Raw genomic sequence first — 15,250 nt, forward strand, 5'->3', positions numbered from 1 at the left:
GCGTGCGTGCGCCCGGCCGACGGCGGCCGGCGGCACGCGGCGGCCCGGTCCGCCCTTCGCTCGCCGGCTCCCAATCGCAACGTACGGAGGTAGCCCGCACCGTGGCCCAGTTCATCTACGTCCTGGAGAAGGCACGCAAGGCGCACGGCGACAAGGTCGTGCTCGACAACGTGACGCTGAACTTCCTGCCCGGTGTCAAGATCGGCGTGGTCGGCCCGAACGGCGCGGGCAAGTCCAGCCTGCTCAAGATCATGGCGGGACTGGACCTGCCCAGCAACGGCGAGGCCCGGCTGATGCCCGGCTACACCGTCGGCATGCTGGCCCAGGAGCCCCCGCTCAACGACGCCAAGACGGTGCTCGGCAACGTCGAGGAGGCGGTCGCCGAGACCAAGGCCAAGCTGGAGCGGTTCAACAAGATCGCCGAGCAGATGGCCACCGACTACTCCGACGAGCTGATGGAGGAGATGGGCAAGCTCCAGGAGGAGCTGGACCACGCCGACGCCTGGGACGTCGACTCCAAGCTCGAACTGGCCATGGACGCGCTGCGCTGCCCGCCGCCGGACGCCGACGTCACCCAGCTCTCCGGCGGCGAGCGCCGCCGGGTGGCGCTGTGCAAGCTGCTGCTGGAGGCCCCCGACCTGCTGCTGCTCGACGAGCCCACCAACCACCTGGACGCGGAGAGCGTGCAGTGGCTGGAGCAGCACCTCGCCAAGTACGCCGGCACCGTCATCGCGATCACCCACGACCGGTACTTCCTGGACAACGTGGCCAACTGGATCCTGGAGCTGGACCGCGGCCGGGCCTACCCGTACGAGGGCAACTACTCCACGTACCTGGAGAAGAAGGCCGCCCGGCTCTCCGTCGAGGGCCGCCGGGACGCCAAGATGAAGAAGCGTCTCGCCGACGAGCTGGACTGGGTGCGCTCCAACGCCAAGGCCCGGCAGACCAAGTCCAAGGCCCGGCTGGACCGGTACGACGAGATGGCCGCCGAGGCGGAGAAGACCCGCAAGCTGGACTTCGAGGAGATCCAGATCCCGCCGGGCCCCCGCCTGGGCAACACCGTCATCGAGGCGGTCGACCTCACCAAGGGCTTCGGCGACCGGGTGCTGATCGACGGCCTCTCCTTCTCGCTGCCGCGCAACGGCATCGTCGGGATCATCGGCCCGAACGGCGTCGGCAAGACCACCCTGTTCAAGACCATCGTCGGGCTGGAGGAGCCGACCGCCGGTCAGGTCCGGGTCGGCGAGACGGTCTCCCTGTCATACGTGGACCAGAACCGGCAGGGGCTGTCCGGCGACAAGACCGTCTGGGAGGTCGTCTCCGACGGGCTGGACCACCTCATGGTGGGCAAGGTCGAGATGCCGTCCCGGGCGTACATCGCGGCGTTCGGGTTCAAGGGCCCGGACCAGCAGAAGCCGACCAAGGTGCTCTCCGGCGGCGAGCGCAACCGGCTCAACCTGGCGCTGACCCTGAAGATGGGCGGCAACGTGATCCTGCTCGACGAGCCGACCAACGACCTGGACGTCGAGACGCTGTCCAGCCTGGAGAACGCGCTGCTGGAGTTCCCGGGCTGCGCCGTGGTCATCTCCCACGACCGGATGTTCCTGGACCGGGTCGCCACGCACATGCTCGCCTGGGAGGGCGACGACGAGAACCCGTCCAGGTGGTTCTGGTTCGAGGGCAACTTCGAGGCGTACGAGAAGAACAAGGTCGACCGGCTCGGCGCGGAGGCGGCCCGGCCGCACCGGATCACCTACCGCAAGCTCACCCGCGACTGAGCCGCCGGCATGAGCGACCGGTTCGTCTACCACTGCACGCTGCGCTGGTCCGACCTGGACGCGTACGGGCACGTCAACAACGCGCGCTTCCTCACCCTCTACGAGGAGGCCCGGGTGGCGTTGATGTTCGCCGGCGGCAAGGCGTGGGGGGTCGGCTCGTTCGCCGAGGGCGTGGTGATCGCCCGGCACGAGATCGACTACCTGCGTCCGGTCGACTACGCGCTGGGTCGGGCCACCGCCGACGCCGCCCCGACCGTCCGGATCGAGCTGTGGGTGGCGGAGATCCGCAGCGCCTCCTTCAGCATCGGCTACGAGCTGTACGACGGGGAGGTGCTGGCCAGCCGGGCACGCTCGGTGCTGGTGCCGTACGACCTGGCGGAGAAGCGGCTGCGCCGGCTCACCCCGGCCGAGCGGACCTTCCTCCAGACGTACGCGCTGCCGTCGTCGGAGGGCGAGCCCGGATGACCGGGCCGGGGCGCGAGGGCGGAGCCGGGTACGCCGGAGCGGTCGCGCCGGACGCCGGCGCGTCGGCGCGGCACGGCCTGGACGGGGTCGCCGACGCTGGCGCGTTCCTGGCCCGGCTGGCCCGGTTCGACCCGGCGGCGGTGGTGCGGCTGCGCTCGCTCGACGCCGCCGCGCGGACGGCGCTCTGGGGTCGGCTGCCGTGGGGGGTGCTGGTCTCCCGCACGGTGACCGGCCCCGGCCCGGGCGACGCGACGGTCGTCGCCGCCGATCTCCTGGCCGAGCTCGACCGGGCCGGCGCGGCGCTGCCGCCGCGGCGGGACGACCGGTGGCGCTGGCCGCTGCCGTCCGTTCCGGGACGGGTGGTGGAGACGGTCCCCGGCGGCGACCTGCGGCGCGTCGCCGAGGCGGCGGCGGGCACCCTGCGGGCCGCCGCCACGCACGGCGTGGCGGGTCGGGCCGTCGGCCAGCGGGCGATCCGGGACGCCCTGCTCGACCACGTGGCCGTGGTGGTCACCGGGGACGGCGGGGAGCGGGTCGAGGTGACCCAGCGGCTGGTCCAGGGGGTCGTCCGGATGGGTTTCCTCGGCGCCGCCGGCCGGGACGCCCCGGCGGAGGTCCAGGTACGGCTGGCGAATCGCTGGGTCGGTCTCGTGGCACCGTACGGCGGCGTATGGTGGCAGAAAGTGGCAGATCTTCTCATAAAACCGTCCGGTGATCATCCGAACGGATGACCCGGGCTCCTTCTTCCGTCCCGGGGCTGGCGTTGGGGGGGTGCTTCATGCCGGCTGTCCGGGTACCGTCCATCCTCGGGTCCAACGCACCGTAGGCGTCCGGATCCGCTGGGGAGTGAGGTGCACGAGCGATGCCGTGGTGGTCATGGCGCCCCGGTCACGCCAGTGGTGGCGAACCGGACAGTCGAAGTGGGATCACAGTGGAAGGCACCGTCCGAGTCGGACCACCGGCGCCACGCGAGCCGGGAGACGACTGTCTCGCCGCCGCCGACCGGCCGGTGCGCAACAAGGAGATGTCGGCGGCCGTCGCGCCGGTCACGCTCGGCCGGGTCTGCGAGGCGCTCGACCTGCTCGACGTCCGCTATCTCGCCGACGGTGACGGCAACCTGCTGGCCATGTGGGAGCGGCACGCGGTGCTGGTCACGCTGGAGGGGCCGGAGGACGAGATCCTGGTGATGCGGGCCCGTCCGCACGCCACCGTGCCGCCGGACTGGGCCGACCGGGCCTACCGGGTGGTCAACGAGTGGAACCACACCCGCCGGTTCTGCAAGGCGTACATCGGTGACCCGACCGAACGCGGTCAGTTGCCGATCTACGCGGAGCTCCAGGTGCCGCTGGGCGCGGGGGTGCACGACGCGCTGCTGGTCGAGGTGCTCGACTGCGGCGCGGCGGTCGCGACGAACTTCGTCGACTGGCTGCACGACGAGGGCGCCCTGCTCTGAGGCGTGACCCGCGCCGAGGGCGCGGGAGACGGCGCGTGGCGATGCCGGCCGGAGACACGTTCCGGCCGGCCGCCGCCGGGTCACCCGGCGGCCCGTCCGCGCCGAGACGCCGGGCGCTCAGCGTACGGCCGGATCCTCCATCGCGTTCACCATGAAGTACGCGGCCCGTTCGAGGTAGTCCCACAGCGCCGTCGCCAGGTCCGGCGGCAGGTCGAGCGTGTCCACCGCTTGACGCATGTGCCGCAGCCAGGCGTCCCGCTCGGCCGCGCCGATCCGGAACGGGGCGTGCCGCATCCGCAGCCGGGGGTGGCCACGTTGCGTGGAGTAGGTGTTCGGGCCGCCCCAGTACTGCATCAGGAACAGGGTCAGCCGCTCCGCCGCCGGGCCGAGATCCTCCTCGGGATACATCGGGCGCAACAGCGGGTCGGTGGCGACCCCGGCGTAGAACTCGTCCACCAGCCGGCGGAAGGCGGGCTCGCCGCCGATCGCCGCGAAGAGGGTCGTCGGCGGCTGCGTCCGGTCGGAATCGCCTGCGGAAGTCACCGTTCCATCCTGCCAGGTGCCCGTGGGCGTGGTCGGCGCGGCGGCTGCCCCCGCAGTGCGGGCTCGGTCACAGCGTGGCGGTGCCCCCGCCGGACCACCGCCCGCCCAGCGGCCCCTCGCCCCGGGTCTGCGGCTCCTCGCCTCGCGACTGCGCCCCGGGACCCTGCGGGACCGGCTCGGCGGCGGGTCGGGCCGGCGCGGCAGCCTCGGCCGCCGGTTCCGGCGGGGCGGTGGTGGCCGCTTCCGGTGGGGTGGCTGCCCCGGTGACGGGCTCCGCTGGCGTGACCCCGGTGGCGGGCTCCGCTGGCGTGACCCCGGTGGCGGGCTCCGCTGGCGTGACCCCGGTGGCGGGCTCCGCTGGCGTGGCCGCGGCGGGGGCGGTCGGGGGCGGGGTCGTGGCGGCGCCGACCCGGGCGGCGGCGATGACCGCGTCGAAGGCCGCCGGGCGCGGCCACCGGCTCACCACGACCAGCATCAGCAGCACCCCGGCGGCGCTCCACAGCCCGACCACCTTCGGAATGGAGAAGCGGTCGGCGAGCAGCCCGGTGACGATCACGGCGAGCCCCTGGATCACCTGCATGCCGGTGGCCATCACCCCGAACGCGCGGGCCCGGTAGCCGTCCGGGAGGGCCCGGACGAACAACCCGTTGGCGACCGGCAGCAGCCCGGCGACCGCGAAGCCGCAGACCGCGACGAGTCCGGCCACCACGGCCGGTGGGGGGTCGAGCAGGGCGGGCACCAGCACCAACGGCGCCAGGACGGCGAACGGACGGATCAGCGCCACCCGGCGGGCCGGTCGGACCGCGCGTCCGATGATCAGCCCGCCGAGGATGAAGCCGACCGGAGCGGCGGCCATGATCATCGCCTGGGTGGTGGCGGCGTCGACCCGGCCGGCGGAACGCTCGCCGGCCCAGGCGCCGGCCAGCCCCTCGGGCACGATCGAGAAGAGCATCGAGCAGAACACCAGCACCGCGATCGCCCGCAGGACGGGGGTGCCGAAGACCATCCGGAACCCGGCCGCGGTCTCCTGCAGCAGTGATCCGCGTGCCTCGGGGGCCAGCACCCGGGCGTGGTCCCGGACGCCGAACCGCACGATCAACGCGGACAGCCCGAAGCTGGCCGCGTTGACCAGCAGCGCCGTGGTCGGGTTCGCCGTGGCGATCATCGCGCCGAGCAGGTACCCGACCACCTGCGCGGCCTGCCCCACGCTGCTGTTCAGGGAGAGACCGAGCACCAGTCTGTCGCCGGTCAGGATCACCGGCATCAACGCGGAGCGCGCGGCCTGGCTCGGCGGGTTGGCCAGGGTGGTGGCGAAGAGCAGACCGAGGATCGCCCAGACCGGCAGGTGCGGCACGGCCACCAGGGCGACCAGCACCATCCGGAACAGGTCGGAGTTCACCATCACCGACCGGTAGCGGCAGCGGTCGGCCACCGTGGACAGCAGCGGCCCGCCGATCAGCCAGGGCAGGTAGCTCACCGCGAACGCGGCAGCGGAGAGCGCCACCGACTGGGTCTCCCGGTAGACCAGCACGGTCACCGCCGCCTTGGCGATGTAGTCGCCGATCCAGGACAGGGTGGTGGCCGTCAGGACGGCCCGGTACTCGCGCTGGGCGAACACTTCACCGAAGGTGGCCGGACCTTCGTGGAGGGGTCGCTCGTCGGACACCGTGGCCTCCATCGTTCCCGACGGTCGGCCGCTCGTGGCGGCCCGGCCGGGAATCGTCGTCAGATCTACGGAGCAGCGAGGACGTGATCACGCTCCGGAGGAGCTCGTTCCCGGATTCTGCCCGATCGTCTGAAGGCTGGCTAGGGTGAACGGATAGATCGTCGCATCTCCGACTGAACGAACGGACGATACCCGAGGGGCCGCGCGGATCGCGACCCCTCGGTGGACGGTCAGCCCGGGTGGGCCGGTACGGCCGCAGCTCAGGTGGCGGTGCCCGACCTCCCGGTGGGGGCGGTGGTCGGCCCGGCCGTCGGGCCCGGGGCGGGAACGCCGGCCGGTACGCCGGGGAAGAAACGTGCCGCCGCGATCTTCGCGGTGATGCCGGAGTTCTCCAGCGCCTCGGCCAACCGGCGACGCAGCTCCCGACCGACGGCGAACTGCCCGTCGGCGCTCGTCTTGACCACCGTACGGATCACCGCGCCGTCGATGGTCACCTGCTCGACGCCGAGCACCTCCGGCGGCTCCACGATCTCGGGGGCCAGGTCCGGGTCGAGGGCCACCGAGGCCGCCGCGGTACGCAGCACCGCGCTGGCCTCCTCGGTGCTGGCGAACCCGATCGGCAGGTCGACCACGACCAGCGCCCAACCCTGGCTCTTGTTGCCCACCCGGACGATCTCGCCGTTGCGGATGTACCAGAGCACCCCCCGGCCGTCGCGGACCGTGGTGACCCGCAGCCCGACCGACTCGACCACCCCGGTCGCCTCGCCGACGTCGACCGTGTCGCCCACGCCGTACTGGTCCTCCAGCAGCATGAACAGGCCGGCGATCAGATCCTTCACCAGGCTCTGCGCGCCGAAGCCCAGCGCCACCCCGACGATGCCGGCGCTGGCCAGCAGGGGAGCGAGGTCGAAGCTGAACTCCCGCAGGATCATCAGCAGGGCGATGCCGAAGACGAAGGCGGTGACCATGCTGCGCAGCACCGAGCCGATCGCCTGGGCCCGCTGCCGGCGACGCTCGGGCACGAACTCGCCGGGGCCGGTGGTCGCGCTGGGGATCCGCTCGCGCAGCGGCTTGAGCATGGTGGGCACCGAGGAGTCGCTGGTGGTGCGGACCAGTCGCTTGATCGCCCGGTGCAGCAGGAACCGGGCGACGACGGCGAGCAGCAGGATCAGCGCGATCCGCAGCGGCTTGAGCAGGATCCAGTAGCTGCCCTCGGCGAACCACGTGGAGCCGGTGATCTCGTAGACGTTGGCGCAGAGCGCGTCGGCACGGCAGTCGGTGCTGAGCTCGGGCTCGGGGCTGGCCACGCCGGGCAGGGCGAGCGGCGTCGGGTCGGCGGCGGTCACGTCTGTCTTCGTACCGCACCCGGCTGCGGGCCCGCCGCCCGACCCACCCCGTCGGTCCCGGCCCCGGTCCTCGGTCGCCCGACCCCGACCTTGGGCGTCCCGACCGGTGGAGCTACGAACGAGTTGACCGGTGCGCATTGCTTGATCAACAAGTCCGAAAACGGCCATCCTCGCACAGCCGGAAAAAGCTTCGGGAGGGGGCCCGGATTAGTACGTGCAATCCGGGGTCCGATCAGGGACGATTGGCGCACGGAACGTCGGTGATCCCTCCGGCGTCGACCGCGGTCAGTGCCGTGCTGCCCGGGGTCGGCCGCGATCGGGCTCGACGGAAGCACCGGGAGGGTGAGCACGATGCCTGACATACGACCCGTGACTGGCTCCGGCGCGTTGGTCCTCAACGCCACCTACGAGCCGTTGTGTGTCGTGTCGGTGCGTCGGGCCGCGATCCTGGTCCTCACCTCCAAGGCGGTCTGCGTGGCCGATGGTGACGGTGTTCTGCACAGCGCGTTCGACGCCCTGCCGGTGCCGTCGGTGGTCCGGCTGACCCGGTTCGTCCGGGTGCCGTACCGCACCCACGTCGGCCTGTCCCGGCGGGCGATCTTCGCCCGGGACGGCGGGCGCTGCGCGTACTGCCGGGGGCCGGCGGAGACCATCGACCACGTGTTCCCGCGCAGCCGGGGTGGCCGGCACGCCTGGGAGAACGTCGTGGCCGCCTGCGCCCGCTGCAACCACACCAAGGGCGACAAGACCCCGGCCGAGCTGGGTTGGCGGCTGCACGCGCTGCCGGCCGCCCCGAGGGGCACCGCGTGGCGCGTGCTCGGTCACCGGGCCCCCGACCCCCGCTGGGCGGACTGGCTCGACCTGCGGGAGAGCGAGGCGGTGGCCTGAGTCGGCCGGGGTGGCCCGAACGGCGGGCGCCCGGGCCGGCCGCCGGTCCCGGCTCACGGCTCACGGGCCTGCACCAGCGAGGCGAAAACCACCACGTTGTCGGCGTACCCGGTGGGGCCGCCCACCCACCGGCCGCCGCACGTGATCAACCGCAGGTTCGGGCGGCTGAAGTCGCCGTAGACCTCGTCCACCGGCAGGCGCTCCTTGGCGAACCGTTCCACCGCGTTCACCTCGAAGACCGCCACCGACCGGTCGGCCCGGTCCACCTCGATCCGGTCGCCGGCCCGGAGCCGTCTCAGGTCGTGGAAGACAGCCGGCCCGGTCGAGGTGTCGACGTGTCCGACGATCACCGCGGGTCCGTACTGGCCCGGGGTGGGGCCCTGGTCGTACCAGGCGGCCTCGTGGGCGCGCCGCTCGTCCGGCACGCCGATCGTGCCGTCCGGGGCGAGGCCGACGTGGTGCACCGGGGCCCGCAGGTCGATCGCCTGGATGTCCAGCTCGACCGGCGTGCTGGCGGGCATCACCGGGAACTTGCGGGGCGGTGGGCGCAGCCCTGCGGTGAACCGCTCCGGCAGCAGACTCGTGCCGGTGACGTGCTCCACCCCGAGCATCGCCATGATCAGCGCCATCAGCGTGGCGACCACCAGCACCGGCGCCCCCGGGCCGGAGCGGGTCAGCCGTCGGGCCGGCCACCGGCGCGACGGGCCCGGCCGCTCGTCCCGGCCCCGCACCCCCGCTCCGGGCCACGTCGCTCCGGGCGGTGGCGCTCCCGTTCCGGACTGCGTCGCTCCGGACGGTGGCGCTCCCGTCGCTCCGGCCGTGGGTTGCGGCGTTCCCGGTGGCGGCGTCGGGGTCCGGGTCGGGTCGACCTGGGCATGCCGGACGGCAGGGTCGAGGAGCTGCACGCCGGCCCGGCTCGCCTCCCCGGCGACCTTCCGGATCAGCCCCAGGCCGCGTCCCGCTCGCCGGCCCAGCAGCGCCAGACGCTGACGCATGCCCGGTCAGGGGCTCCCGGGCCGACCGTGGCGGGTGCCGAACACACCCAGCCCGGCCGCGACGGCGGCGACCACCAAGCCGCCGACCACCAGCAGCGCCCCGGTGCTCCGACCGCCGGCGGCGCCACCGCCACCGGTGGCCGGGCCCTTGGTCGGCTGCGTCATGTTCAACACGGTCAGCACCGTCGTGGCCCGGTTGCCGTTCGCGCACCGCAGGTCCACCGGGTAGTCACCCGGCTGGGTGCTGTCCGGGACGGTCACCGCGCCGGTCAGGAAGCCGCTGTCGGCCCGACCGGCGTTGCTGCCGTTGTCGCCCGGCCCGTTGTCGGGGCGTCCGTTGTCGGGGCGTCCGTTGTGGGGGCGCAGGACCACCCGGCCGAAGGCGTCCGAGGTGACCTCCGCCTGGCGGTTGTTGTCGTTGTCACAACTCGCGCGGATGTTCACCCGGTTCCCGGCCTGAACCGTGCTCGGGTTGACCTCGACGAATACGTTGTCGCCGGCGCGGGCCGGCGCCCCCGCGGCGAGGACGAACGCCCCGAGCAGCGCGAGCATGACCGCCACCGCCGAAGCGGCGCGGCCGGATCCGTGAGCCCGCATGATCCTCCCCTTCCCGGCACCGGCGGTGTGCTGGGCGCCCGCCCTGCATTCCCGCTGCCCGGCCGGCAAACCCGGGCGGCCGTCAGGACGGGGGGAACGGGGTGACCGGCCGCCAACCCAGCGGCGTGGAGAGGACCATGGTGCTGGACGGCTGGCCGTACGGGGCGAGCCGGTCGATCAGCGCCTCGAACGCGTCGATCGAGCCGGCCGCCACCTTCAACATGCTGCACGCGTCCCCGGTGATCCGGTGGATCTCCAGGATCTCCGGCCAGTGGGCGACCGTCGGGTCGTGCAGGATGCACCGGCTGCCGTAGCAGGACATCCTGATCAGGGCCAGGACGCTGCGTCCGGCCCGGGCGAGGTCGACGTGGGCGTGGTAGCCGGTGATCACCCCCGACTCCTCCAGCCGGCGGACCCGCTCGGCGACGGCGGGTGGGGAGAGGTGCACCCGGCGGGAGAGCTCACTGAACGACAGTCGCGCGTCGGCCTGCAACTCGCGTAGCAGCGCCCAGTCCATGTCGTCCACGCTTGGCTTTCCTTTCCTGAGGCGATTGCGCTGTTCGACCTTCGGCGTGACAGGCGGCGGAGGGGAAGGACCGTTGCTCCGGCATTCCGTCGGAGGATCCGACCGCGGGATCATGAGGTTATCGGCTCATGGAGGGAGACACAGGTGGAGAAGACGGACCTGCGGGCGCCCACCCTGACCGCCACGGTGCGCCCGGCCACCCCACGGCAGCGGGTGGCGCGAGCGGCACGCAACGGTGGTCGCCCGACGCTGGAGTTCACCGAGCGGGTGCCCTACGACACGTACGTGCACGCCAGCACGCTGCACACCCTGCAACAGCCGCTCAGCGGCGACCCGGGTGAGATGTCCTTCCTGATGGTCAGCCAGATCATGGAGCTGTACTTCGGGCTGACCTGTCACGAGCTGCGTGAGGCCCGCCGGCTGCTGCGCGCCGACCGGGTGTGGGACGCGCTCGCCCCGTTGCGCCGTACCGCCCTGCACCTGGAGGGGCTCAACGCCGCCTGGCGGGGCCTGCGGTGGATGACCCCGGCGGACTTCAACCGGTTCCGTGACCTGCTGGGTGAGGGCTCCGGTTTCCAGTCGGCCATGTACCGGCAGTTGGAGTTCCTGCTCGGCCTGCGCGACCCGGCGCTGATCCGCCCGTTCCGCCGGCAGACCGAGACGTACGCGCAGCTCCAGGCCGCCCTGGCCGCGCCGAGCCTGTGGGACGAGGTGACCGCCCTGCTCGCCCGGCACGGCTTCGACCTGCCGGCCGAGCTGCTGGACCGGGACGTGCGCGAGTCGCACGAGTCACATCCCACGGTCGAGGCGGCCTGGGTGGAGATCTACGCCGACACCGGGCCGGACAACCACCTCCGGCTGCTCGGCGAGGCGCTCACGGCGGTGGCCGAGGAGTTCGGCGACTGGCGGTACCAGCACCTCAAGGCGGTACAGCGGACGATGGGGGCCAAGGTGGGCAGCGGCGGCTCGGCCGGGCTCGCCTGGCTGCGCCGGAGCATGGACCGGGTGGTCTTCCCCGAACTCTGGTCGGCCCGCACGGCGATGTGACGCGCCCGCACGGCGATGTGACGCGCCCGCACGGCGATGTGACGCGCCCGCACGGCGATGTGACGCGCCCGCACGGCGATGTGACGCGCCCGCACGGCCGCGCGGCGCGGTGACGTGTCCGCCACGAGGTGGCCACCCGGCGAGCTGCCGGACCATGGCCTCAGCTAACGTGAACAGCGACGGGGTCGATCTGGGCGACGCCTTGACGTCCGAACGGTCCGGTCGGCCTGGTCTCTCTTTCCGCCTGGGGGCGTTGGGATTGTCTGTTACCGAGACGTTGCTGATCTTTGTCGGCATCCCGGCGGCGGCGACGCTGGTGATCGCCGGGTTGGCTCTCGCCGGTGGTGGCCGTGGTGGGCAGGGCGGCGCGAAGCGCTACCGGCCGGGCCGGCCCTTCGACTTCACGCCGGTCTGGTTCCTCGCCCGCCCGGAGCAGTTGGCCGACTCGGCCGGCACCGCCCTGGCCGCGGGCGCGCAGGCCCCGGCGCTGACCAGCCGCAAGCAGGAGCAGGCCGGCATCGAAGCGCCGGCCGGGGGAACCGGAGGCGCAAGTGACCGTTGGTGAGCAGCAGACCGAGGCGGGCAACCCGCCCGAGGTGCTGGACGGCCCCTTCTCCACCCGGCAGCTCCTGCGCATCGACGAGGCGCTGCGCCTCGCCGACCAGGGCACCGGCCTGGTCTTCTCGGTCTTCGTCGGTGGTCTCGACGAGCCGACCCGTGAGCACGCCGAGCGGCTGCACCGTCAGCTCGCCGAGCCGGAGCGTTCCGTGCTGATCGCCGTGTCGCCGAACCAGCGCCAGTTGGAGATCGTCACCGGCCGGCAGGCCCGCAAGCGGATCCCCGACACGTACACCAAGCTCGCCGCGCTGTCCATGGTCGCGGCGTTCGGCGGCGGCGACCTGGCCGGCGGGATCATCATCGGTCTCGACCAGCTCGCCAGCCACGCCGGCAAGGGCTGACACCGACCCGTAACGCGACACCCGGCCCCCGCGAACGGCGGGGCCGGGTGTCGCGTCGTACGCGCGGCCGGTCGGCTCAGCGCGGCCAGGCGGACGGGTCGAGGGTCATCGGCCACGGCTCGGTCACCTGGACCGGGTCGTCCGGGCCGACCGTGCCGGATCCGGCCGGTGGGGTCACGTGCAGGCTGCCGTCGATGATCTCGTAGCGGTTCCCGTCCGCCGGCAGGTCGAGCAGGTCCCGCTCGCGCCAGCCCTGCTCGGGCGGATGCCACTCGTAGGTCGGCTGTGCCATCTGGTCCACCTCCGTCCGTAACGGTAACGACCGGGGTCGGCGCAGGTCACCACCCACGCCGCCCCGGTCACGTCGCCACAAGGGTCAGGCGCTGCGGGCGTCCCGGGCGCGGGCCTTCAACGCCCGGACCACGCCGTCACGGCCCTCGGCCACCAGGCGGCGCAACGGGGCCGGGTGCCCCTCGCCGGCCAGCCAGGCGTCGGTGGCCGCCACGGTGTCCTCCTCCACCAGGAACGCCGGGTACGCGAGCTGGGTGAACTCCTGCGCGGGCTCGCTGTCCCGGGTGGCCCACACCTGCGCCACCGAAGCGAAGTACCGCTCCCGGTACGGTGCGGTCAGCTCCACCTGCGCCGGGTGCGAGAAACCCTGGAGCAGGGCCCGGTGCCGCCAGTTCGGCAGCGCCTCGGCCCCGGTGAGCTGCGCCCACACCGCGGCCTTGTTCTCCGGCGTCGGCACCAGCGCGTACGCGTACGCGGCCTCCCGTTCCCCGCTGGCGGTCTTGTCCCGGGTCAGCTCGGCGTCGATCTCGGCGGCGCCGGCCCGGTCGTTGGCGACCAGGGCGTGCAGCAGCGTCCAGCGCAGCTCGGTGTCGATGGTCAGCCCCGCCGGCACGTCCGTGTCGTCCAGCCAGCTCCGCAGGCAGGCCAGGTCCTCCGCGGACCGGGCCGCCGACGCGTACGCCCGGGCCCAGGCCAACTGGAGGCCGCTGCCCGGCTCGGCGGTGCGCAACGCCGCCTTCGCCGCCCGGGACAGCTCCGCCCAGCCGGTCGGCGCCCACTCCGGGTCGGCGTAGAACGTCAACGCGCTGGCCGCCTGGCGCAGCGTCGGGGTGACCAGGTTGACGTCGACCTCGGCCGGCAGCCCGGCGGCCACCAGGGCCACGTAGTCCCGGGTGGACAGCTCGGCGTCCCGGACCATGTCCCACGCGGCGGTCCAGCACAGCGCCCGGGCCAGCGACGACTCGAACCCGGCGATGTGCTGCACCACGGTCGACAGGGAGGCCGCGTCGAGCCGCAGCTTCGCGTACGTGAGGTCGTCGTCGTTGAGCAGCAGCACGTCCGCCGCGCGGGCGCCGTGCAGCGCGGTCAGCTCGGTGCGCTCACCGGCCACGTCGACCTCGATCCGCTCCCGCCGGACCAGCCGGCCGTCGGTCAGGTCGTAGAGACCCACCCCGAGCCGGTGGGTCCGCAGCGTCGGGTGCCCGGCCGGGGCCTCCTGGGTCACCACCACCTGCTCGTACGTGCCGTCCGCGCCCACGGTCACCTCCGGGCGCAACGTGTTGACCTGGGCGGTCTCCAGCCACTGGGCGGCGAACTTGCGCAGCTCGCGCCCGGAGGCGGCCTCCAGTTCGGAGAGCAGGTCGTCGAAGGTGGCGTTGCCCCAGGCGTGCTTGGCGAAGTAGGCGCGCAGCCCGGCCAGGAACGGCTCCAGCCCGACGTACGCGACGAGCTGCTTGAGCACGCTCGCGCCCTTGGCGTACGTGATGCCGTCGAAGTTGACCTCGACGGCCGCGAGGTCCGGCATCTCGGTGTAGACGGGGTGGGTGGAGGAGAGCTGGTCCTGCCGGTAGCCCCAGTTCTTCCGGACGGCCAGGAAGGTCGTCCAGGCGTCGGTGAACCGGGTGGCGTGGGTGTTGCACCAGTGGCTGGCCCACTCGGCGAACGACTCGTTCAGCCACAGGTCGTTCCACCAGCGCATGGTGACCAGGTCGCCGAACCACATGTGCGCCATCTCGTGCAGGATCGTGTTGGCGCGCTGCTCGTACTCGTAGTCGGTGACCTGGGAGCGGAAGATGTAGTGCGACTCGGCGTGCGTGACGCAGCCGAAGTTCTCCATCGCGCCGGCGTTGAAGTCGGGCACCCAGAGCTGGTCGTACTTGGGCAGCGGGTACCGCACCCCGAAGTGCTCGTGGAAGAAGTCGAAGCCCTGCTTGGTGATCAGGAACAGGTCGTCCGAGTCGAGGTACCGCGCCATCGAGGCCCGGACGAAGGCGCCCAGGTCGATGCCGTCGTGGCTGTCCCGCACCTCGTGGTACGGCCCGGCGCAGAGCGCGGTGATGTAGGTGCTCATCCGCGCCGACTCGGTGAAGTGGACGGTCTTGTGCCCCTCGTCGACGGGCTCCTCCCGCTCCACCGGCATGTTGGACACCACCCGCCAGTGCGCCGGCACGGTGGCGTGCCAGGTGTAGACGCTCTTCAGGTCGGGCTGGTCGAAGCAGGCGAACACCTTCTGCGCGTCGGCCGTCTCGAACTGGCTGTAGAGGTAGGTCTCCCCGTCGACCGGGTCGACCGTGCGGTGCAGGCCCTGGCCGCTGTTGGAGTACCCGAAGTCGGCGTCCACGACCAGCGTGTTCTCGGCGGCCAGGCCGGGGATCACCAGGCCCTTCTCGGCGGACCACTCGCGCAGGTCCAGCGGCGCGCCGTTGAGCGTCGCCGACCGGACCGACTCGGCGGCGACCTCGATGAAGGTGCTCGCGCCCGGCTCGGCGCAGCGGAACCGGACCTCGGTCACCGAGTTGAAGGTGTGACCGTCGGCCGGTCGCACCGCCGACGACAGGTCGAGCCTGATGTCGTACCCGGTCACGTCGATCAGTCGGGCCCGTTCGGTCGCCTCGACCTGCGTCAGGTTACGCACTCCCGGCACTGTGTGTCTCCCACTCTCTGACGGCGTCCTTGCCAGCTTGCCCGTCCCGCGC

The 15,250-nt window shown here is 72.7% G+C and carries 15 protein-coding genes and 1 pseudogene; 8 read left to right on the forward strand and 8 right to left on the reverse strand.

The window, feature by feature from the left end; genetic code table 11:
• Nucleotides 1-101: 101 nt before the first annotated feature.
• The 4 genes from ettA to O7606_RS26175 all read left to right on the forward strand — a co-directional run bounded on the left by ettA (nt 102) and on the right by O7606_RS26175 (nt 3,696).
• The gene (gene ettA / locus O7606_RS26160; protein ID WP_281596649.1) at nt 102-1,778 is read left to right on the forward strand and encodes an energy-dependent translational throttle protein EttA; all 1,677 of its coding nucleotides are present in this window, start codon (nt 102-104) and stop codon (nt 1,776-1,778) included.
• Nucleotides 1,779-1,787: 9 nt separating this feature from the next.
• Nucleotides 1,788-2,243, forward strand: a complete 456-nt coding sequence (locus O7606_RS26165; RefSeq protein ID WP_281596650.1) for a thioesterase family protein — start codon at nt 1,788-1,790, stop codon at nt 2,241-2,243.
• Nucleotides 2,240-2,974 (forward strand): hypothetical protein, encoded by a 735-nt coding sequence (locus O7606_RS26170; protein WP_281596651.1) that lies wholly within the window; start codon nt 2,240-2,242, stop codon nt 2,972-2,974. Before O7606_RS26165 ends, O7606_RS26170 begins: the two co-directional genes overlap by 4 nt.
• Before the next feature lie 131 nt (nt 2,975-3,105).
• A complete protein-coding gene (locus tag O7606_RS26175) occupies nt 3,106-3,696 on the forward strand; it encodes a YbjN domain-containing protein (protein ID WP_281596652.1) in 591 nt (196 codons plus the stop codon).
• Between the two features lie 117 nt (nt 3,697-3,813).
• Here O7606_RS26175 and O7606_RS26180 read toward each other — a convergent pair whose 3' ends face one another.
• The 3 genes and pseudogenes from O7606_RS26180 to O7606_RS26190 all read right to left on the reverse strand — a co-directional run bounded on the left by O7606_RS26180 (nt 3,814) and on the right by O7606_RS26190 (nt 7,212).
• Nucleotides 3,814-4,239 carry a globin gene (locus tag O7606_RS26180; protein WP_281596653.1) on the reverse strand — a complete coding sequence of 142 codons (426 nt, stop codon included), beginning with the start codon at nt 4,237-4,239 and terminating at the stop codon, nt 3,814-3,816.
• A 472-nt stretch (nt 4,240-4,711) separates the two neighbouring features.
• Nucleotides 4,712-5,917: pseudogene (locus O7606_RS26185) on the reverse strand (MFS transporter); the annotation flags it as partial.
• A gap of 248 nt (nt 5,918-6,165) precedes the next feature.
• Complete coding sequence (locus O7606_RS26190; protein WP_281599888.1) at nt 6,166-7,212, reverse strand: mechanosensitive ion channel family protein; 1,047 nt, start codon at nt 7,210-7,212, stop codon at nt 6,166-6,168.
• Between the two features lie 390 nt (nt 7,213-7,602).
• Between O7606_RS26190 and O7606_RS26195 the strand changes: the two genes are divergently transcribed.
• Nucleotides 7,603-8,139, forward strand: a complete 537-nt coding sequence (locus tag O7606_RS26195) for an HNH endonuclease (protein WP_281596654.1) — start codon at nt 7,603-7,605, stop codon at nt 8,137-8,139.
• 53 nt (nt 8,140-8,192) lie between these two features.
• On the opposite strand, the gene O7606_RS26200 is transcribed toward O7606_RS26195, so the two are convergent.
• The 3 genes from O7606_RS26200 to O7606_RS26210 form a co-directional block, all read right to left on the reverse strand.
• Nucleotides 8,193-9,134 carry a class F sortase gene (locus O7606_RS26200; RefSeq protein WP_281596655.1) on the reverse strand — a complete coding sequence of 314 codons (942 nt, stop codon included), beginning with the start codon at nt 9,132-9,134 and terminating at the stop codon, nt 8,193-8,195.
• A gap of 6 nt (nt 9,135-9,140) precedes the next feature.
• Entirely contained in the window at nt 9,141-9,686 is a 546-nt protein-coding gene (locus O7606_RS26205; RefSeq protein ID WP_281599889.1) for a hypothetical protein, read from the reverse strand.
• 127 nt (nt 9,687-9,813) lie between these two features.
• On the reverse strand, nt 9,814-10,257 hold the full coding sequence (locus O7606_RS26210; protein WP_281596656.1) for an Lrp/AsnC family transcriptional regulator: 444 nt from the start codon (nt 10,255-10,257) through the stop codon (nt 9,814-9,816).
• Between the two features lie 144 nt (nt 10,258-10,401).
• On the opposite strand from O7606_RS26210, the gene O7606_RS26215 reads away from it, so the two are divergent.
• The 3 genes from O7606_RS26215 (at nt 10,402) to O7606_RS26225 (ending at nt 12,263) form a co-directional block, all read left to right on the forward strand.
• Nucleotides 10,402-11,304: a tryptophan 2,3-dioxygenase family protein gene (locus O7606_RS26215; RefSeq protein ID WP_281596657.1), complete on the forward strand. Its 903-nt coding sequence runs from the start codon at nt 10,402-10,404 to the stop codon at nt 11,302-11,304.
• A 277-nt stretch (nt 11,305-11,581) separates the two neighbouring features.
• Nucleotides 11,582-11,869: a hypothetical protein gene (locus tag O7606_RS26220; RefSeq protein ID WP_281599890.1), complete on the forward strand. Its 288-nt coding sequence runs from the start codon at nt 11,582-11,584 to the stop codon at nt 11,867-11,869.
• A complete protein-coding gene (locus tag O7606_RS26225; protein WP_281596658.1) occupies nt 11,856-12,263 on the forward strand; it encodes a DUF5130 family protein in 408 nt (135 codons plus the stop codon). The genes O7606_RS26220 and O7606_RS26225 overlap by 14 nt, the downstream gene beginning before the upstream one ends.
• Before the next feature lie 76 nt (nt 12,264-12,339).
• Here the strand turns inward: O7606_RS26225 and O7606_RS26230 are convergent, their stop codons facing one another.
• Nucleotides 12,340-12,555 carry a hypothetical protein gene (locus O7606_RS26230; RefSeq protein ID WP_281596660.1) on the reverse strand — a complete coding sequence of 72 codons (216 nt, stop codon included), beginning with the start codon at nt 12,553-12,555 and terminating at the stop codon, nt 12,340-12,342.
• An 84-nt stretch (nt 12,556-12,639) separates the two neighbouring features.
• A complete protein-coding gene (pepN, locus tag O7606_RS26235; protein ID WP_281596661.1) occupies nt 12,640-15,189 on the reverse strand; it encodes an aminopeptidase N in 2,550 nt (849 codons plus the stop codon).
• Nucleotides 15,190-15,250: the final 61 nt, after the last annotated feature.

It is taken from the genome of Micromonospora sp. WMMD882 (assembly GCF_027497255.1).
Taxonomy (GTDB): domain Bacteria; phylum Actinomycetota; class Actinomycetes; order Mycobacteriales; family Micromonosporaceae; genus Micromonospora.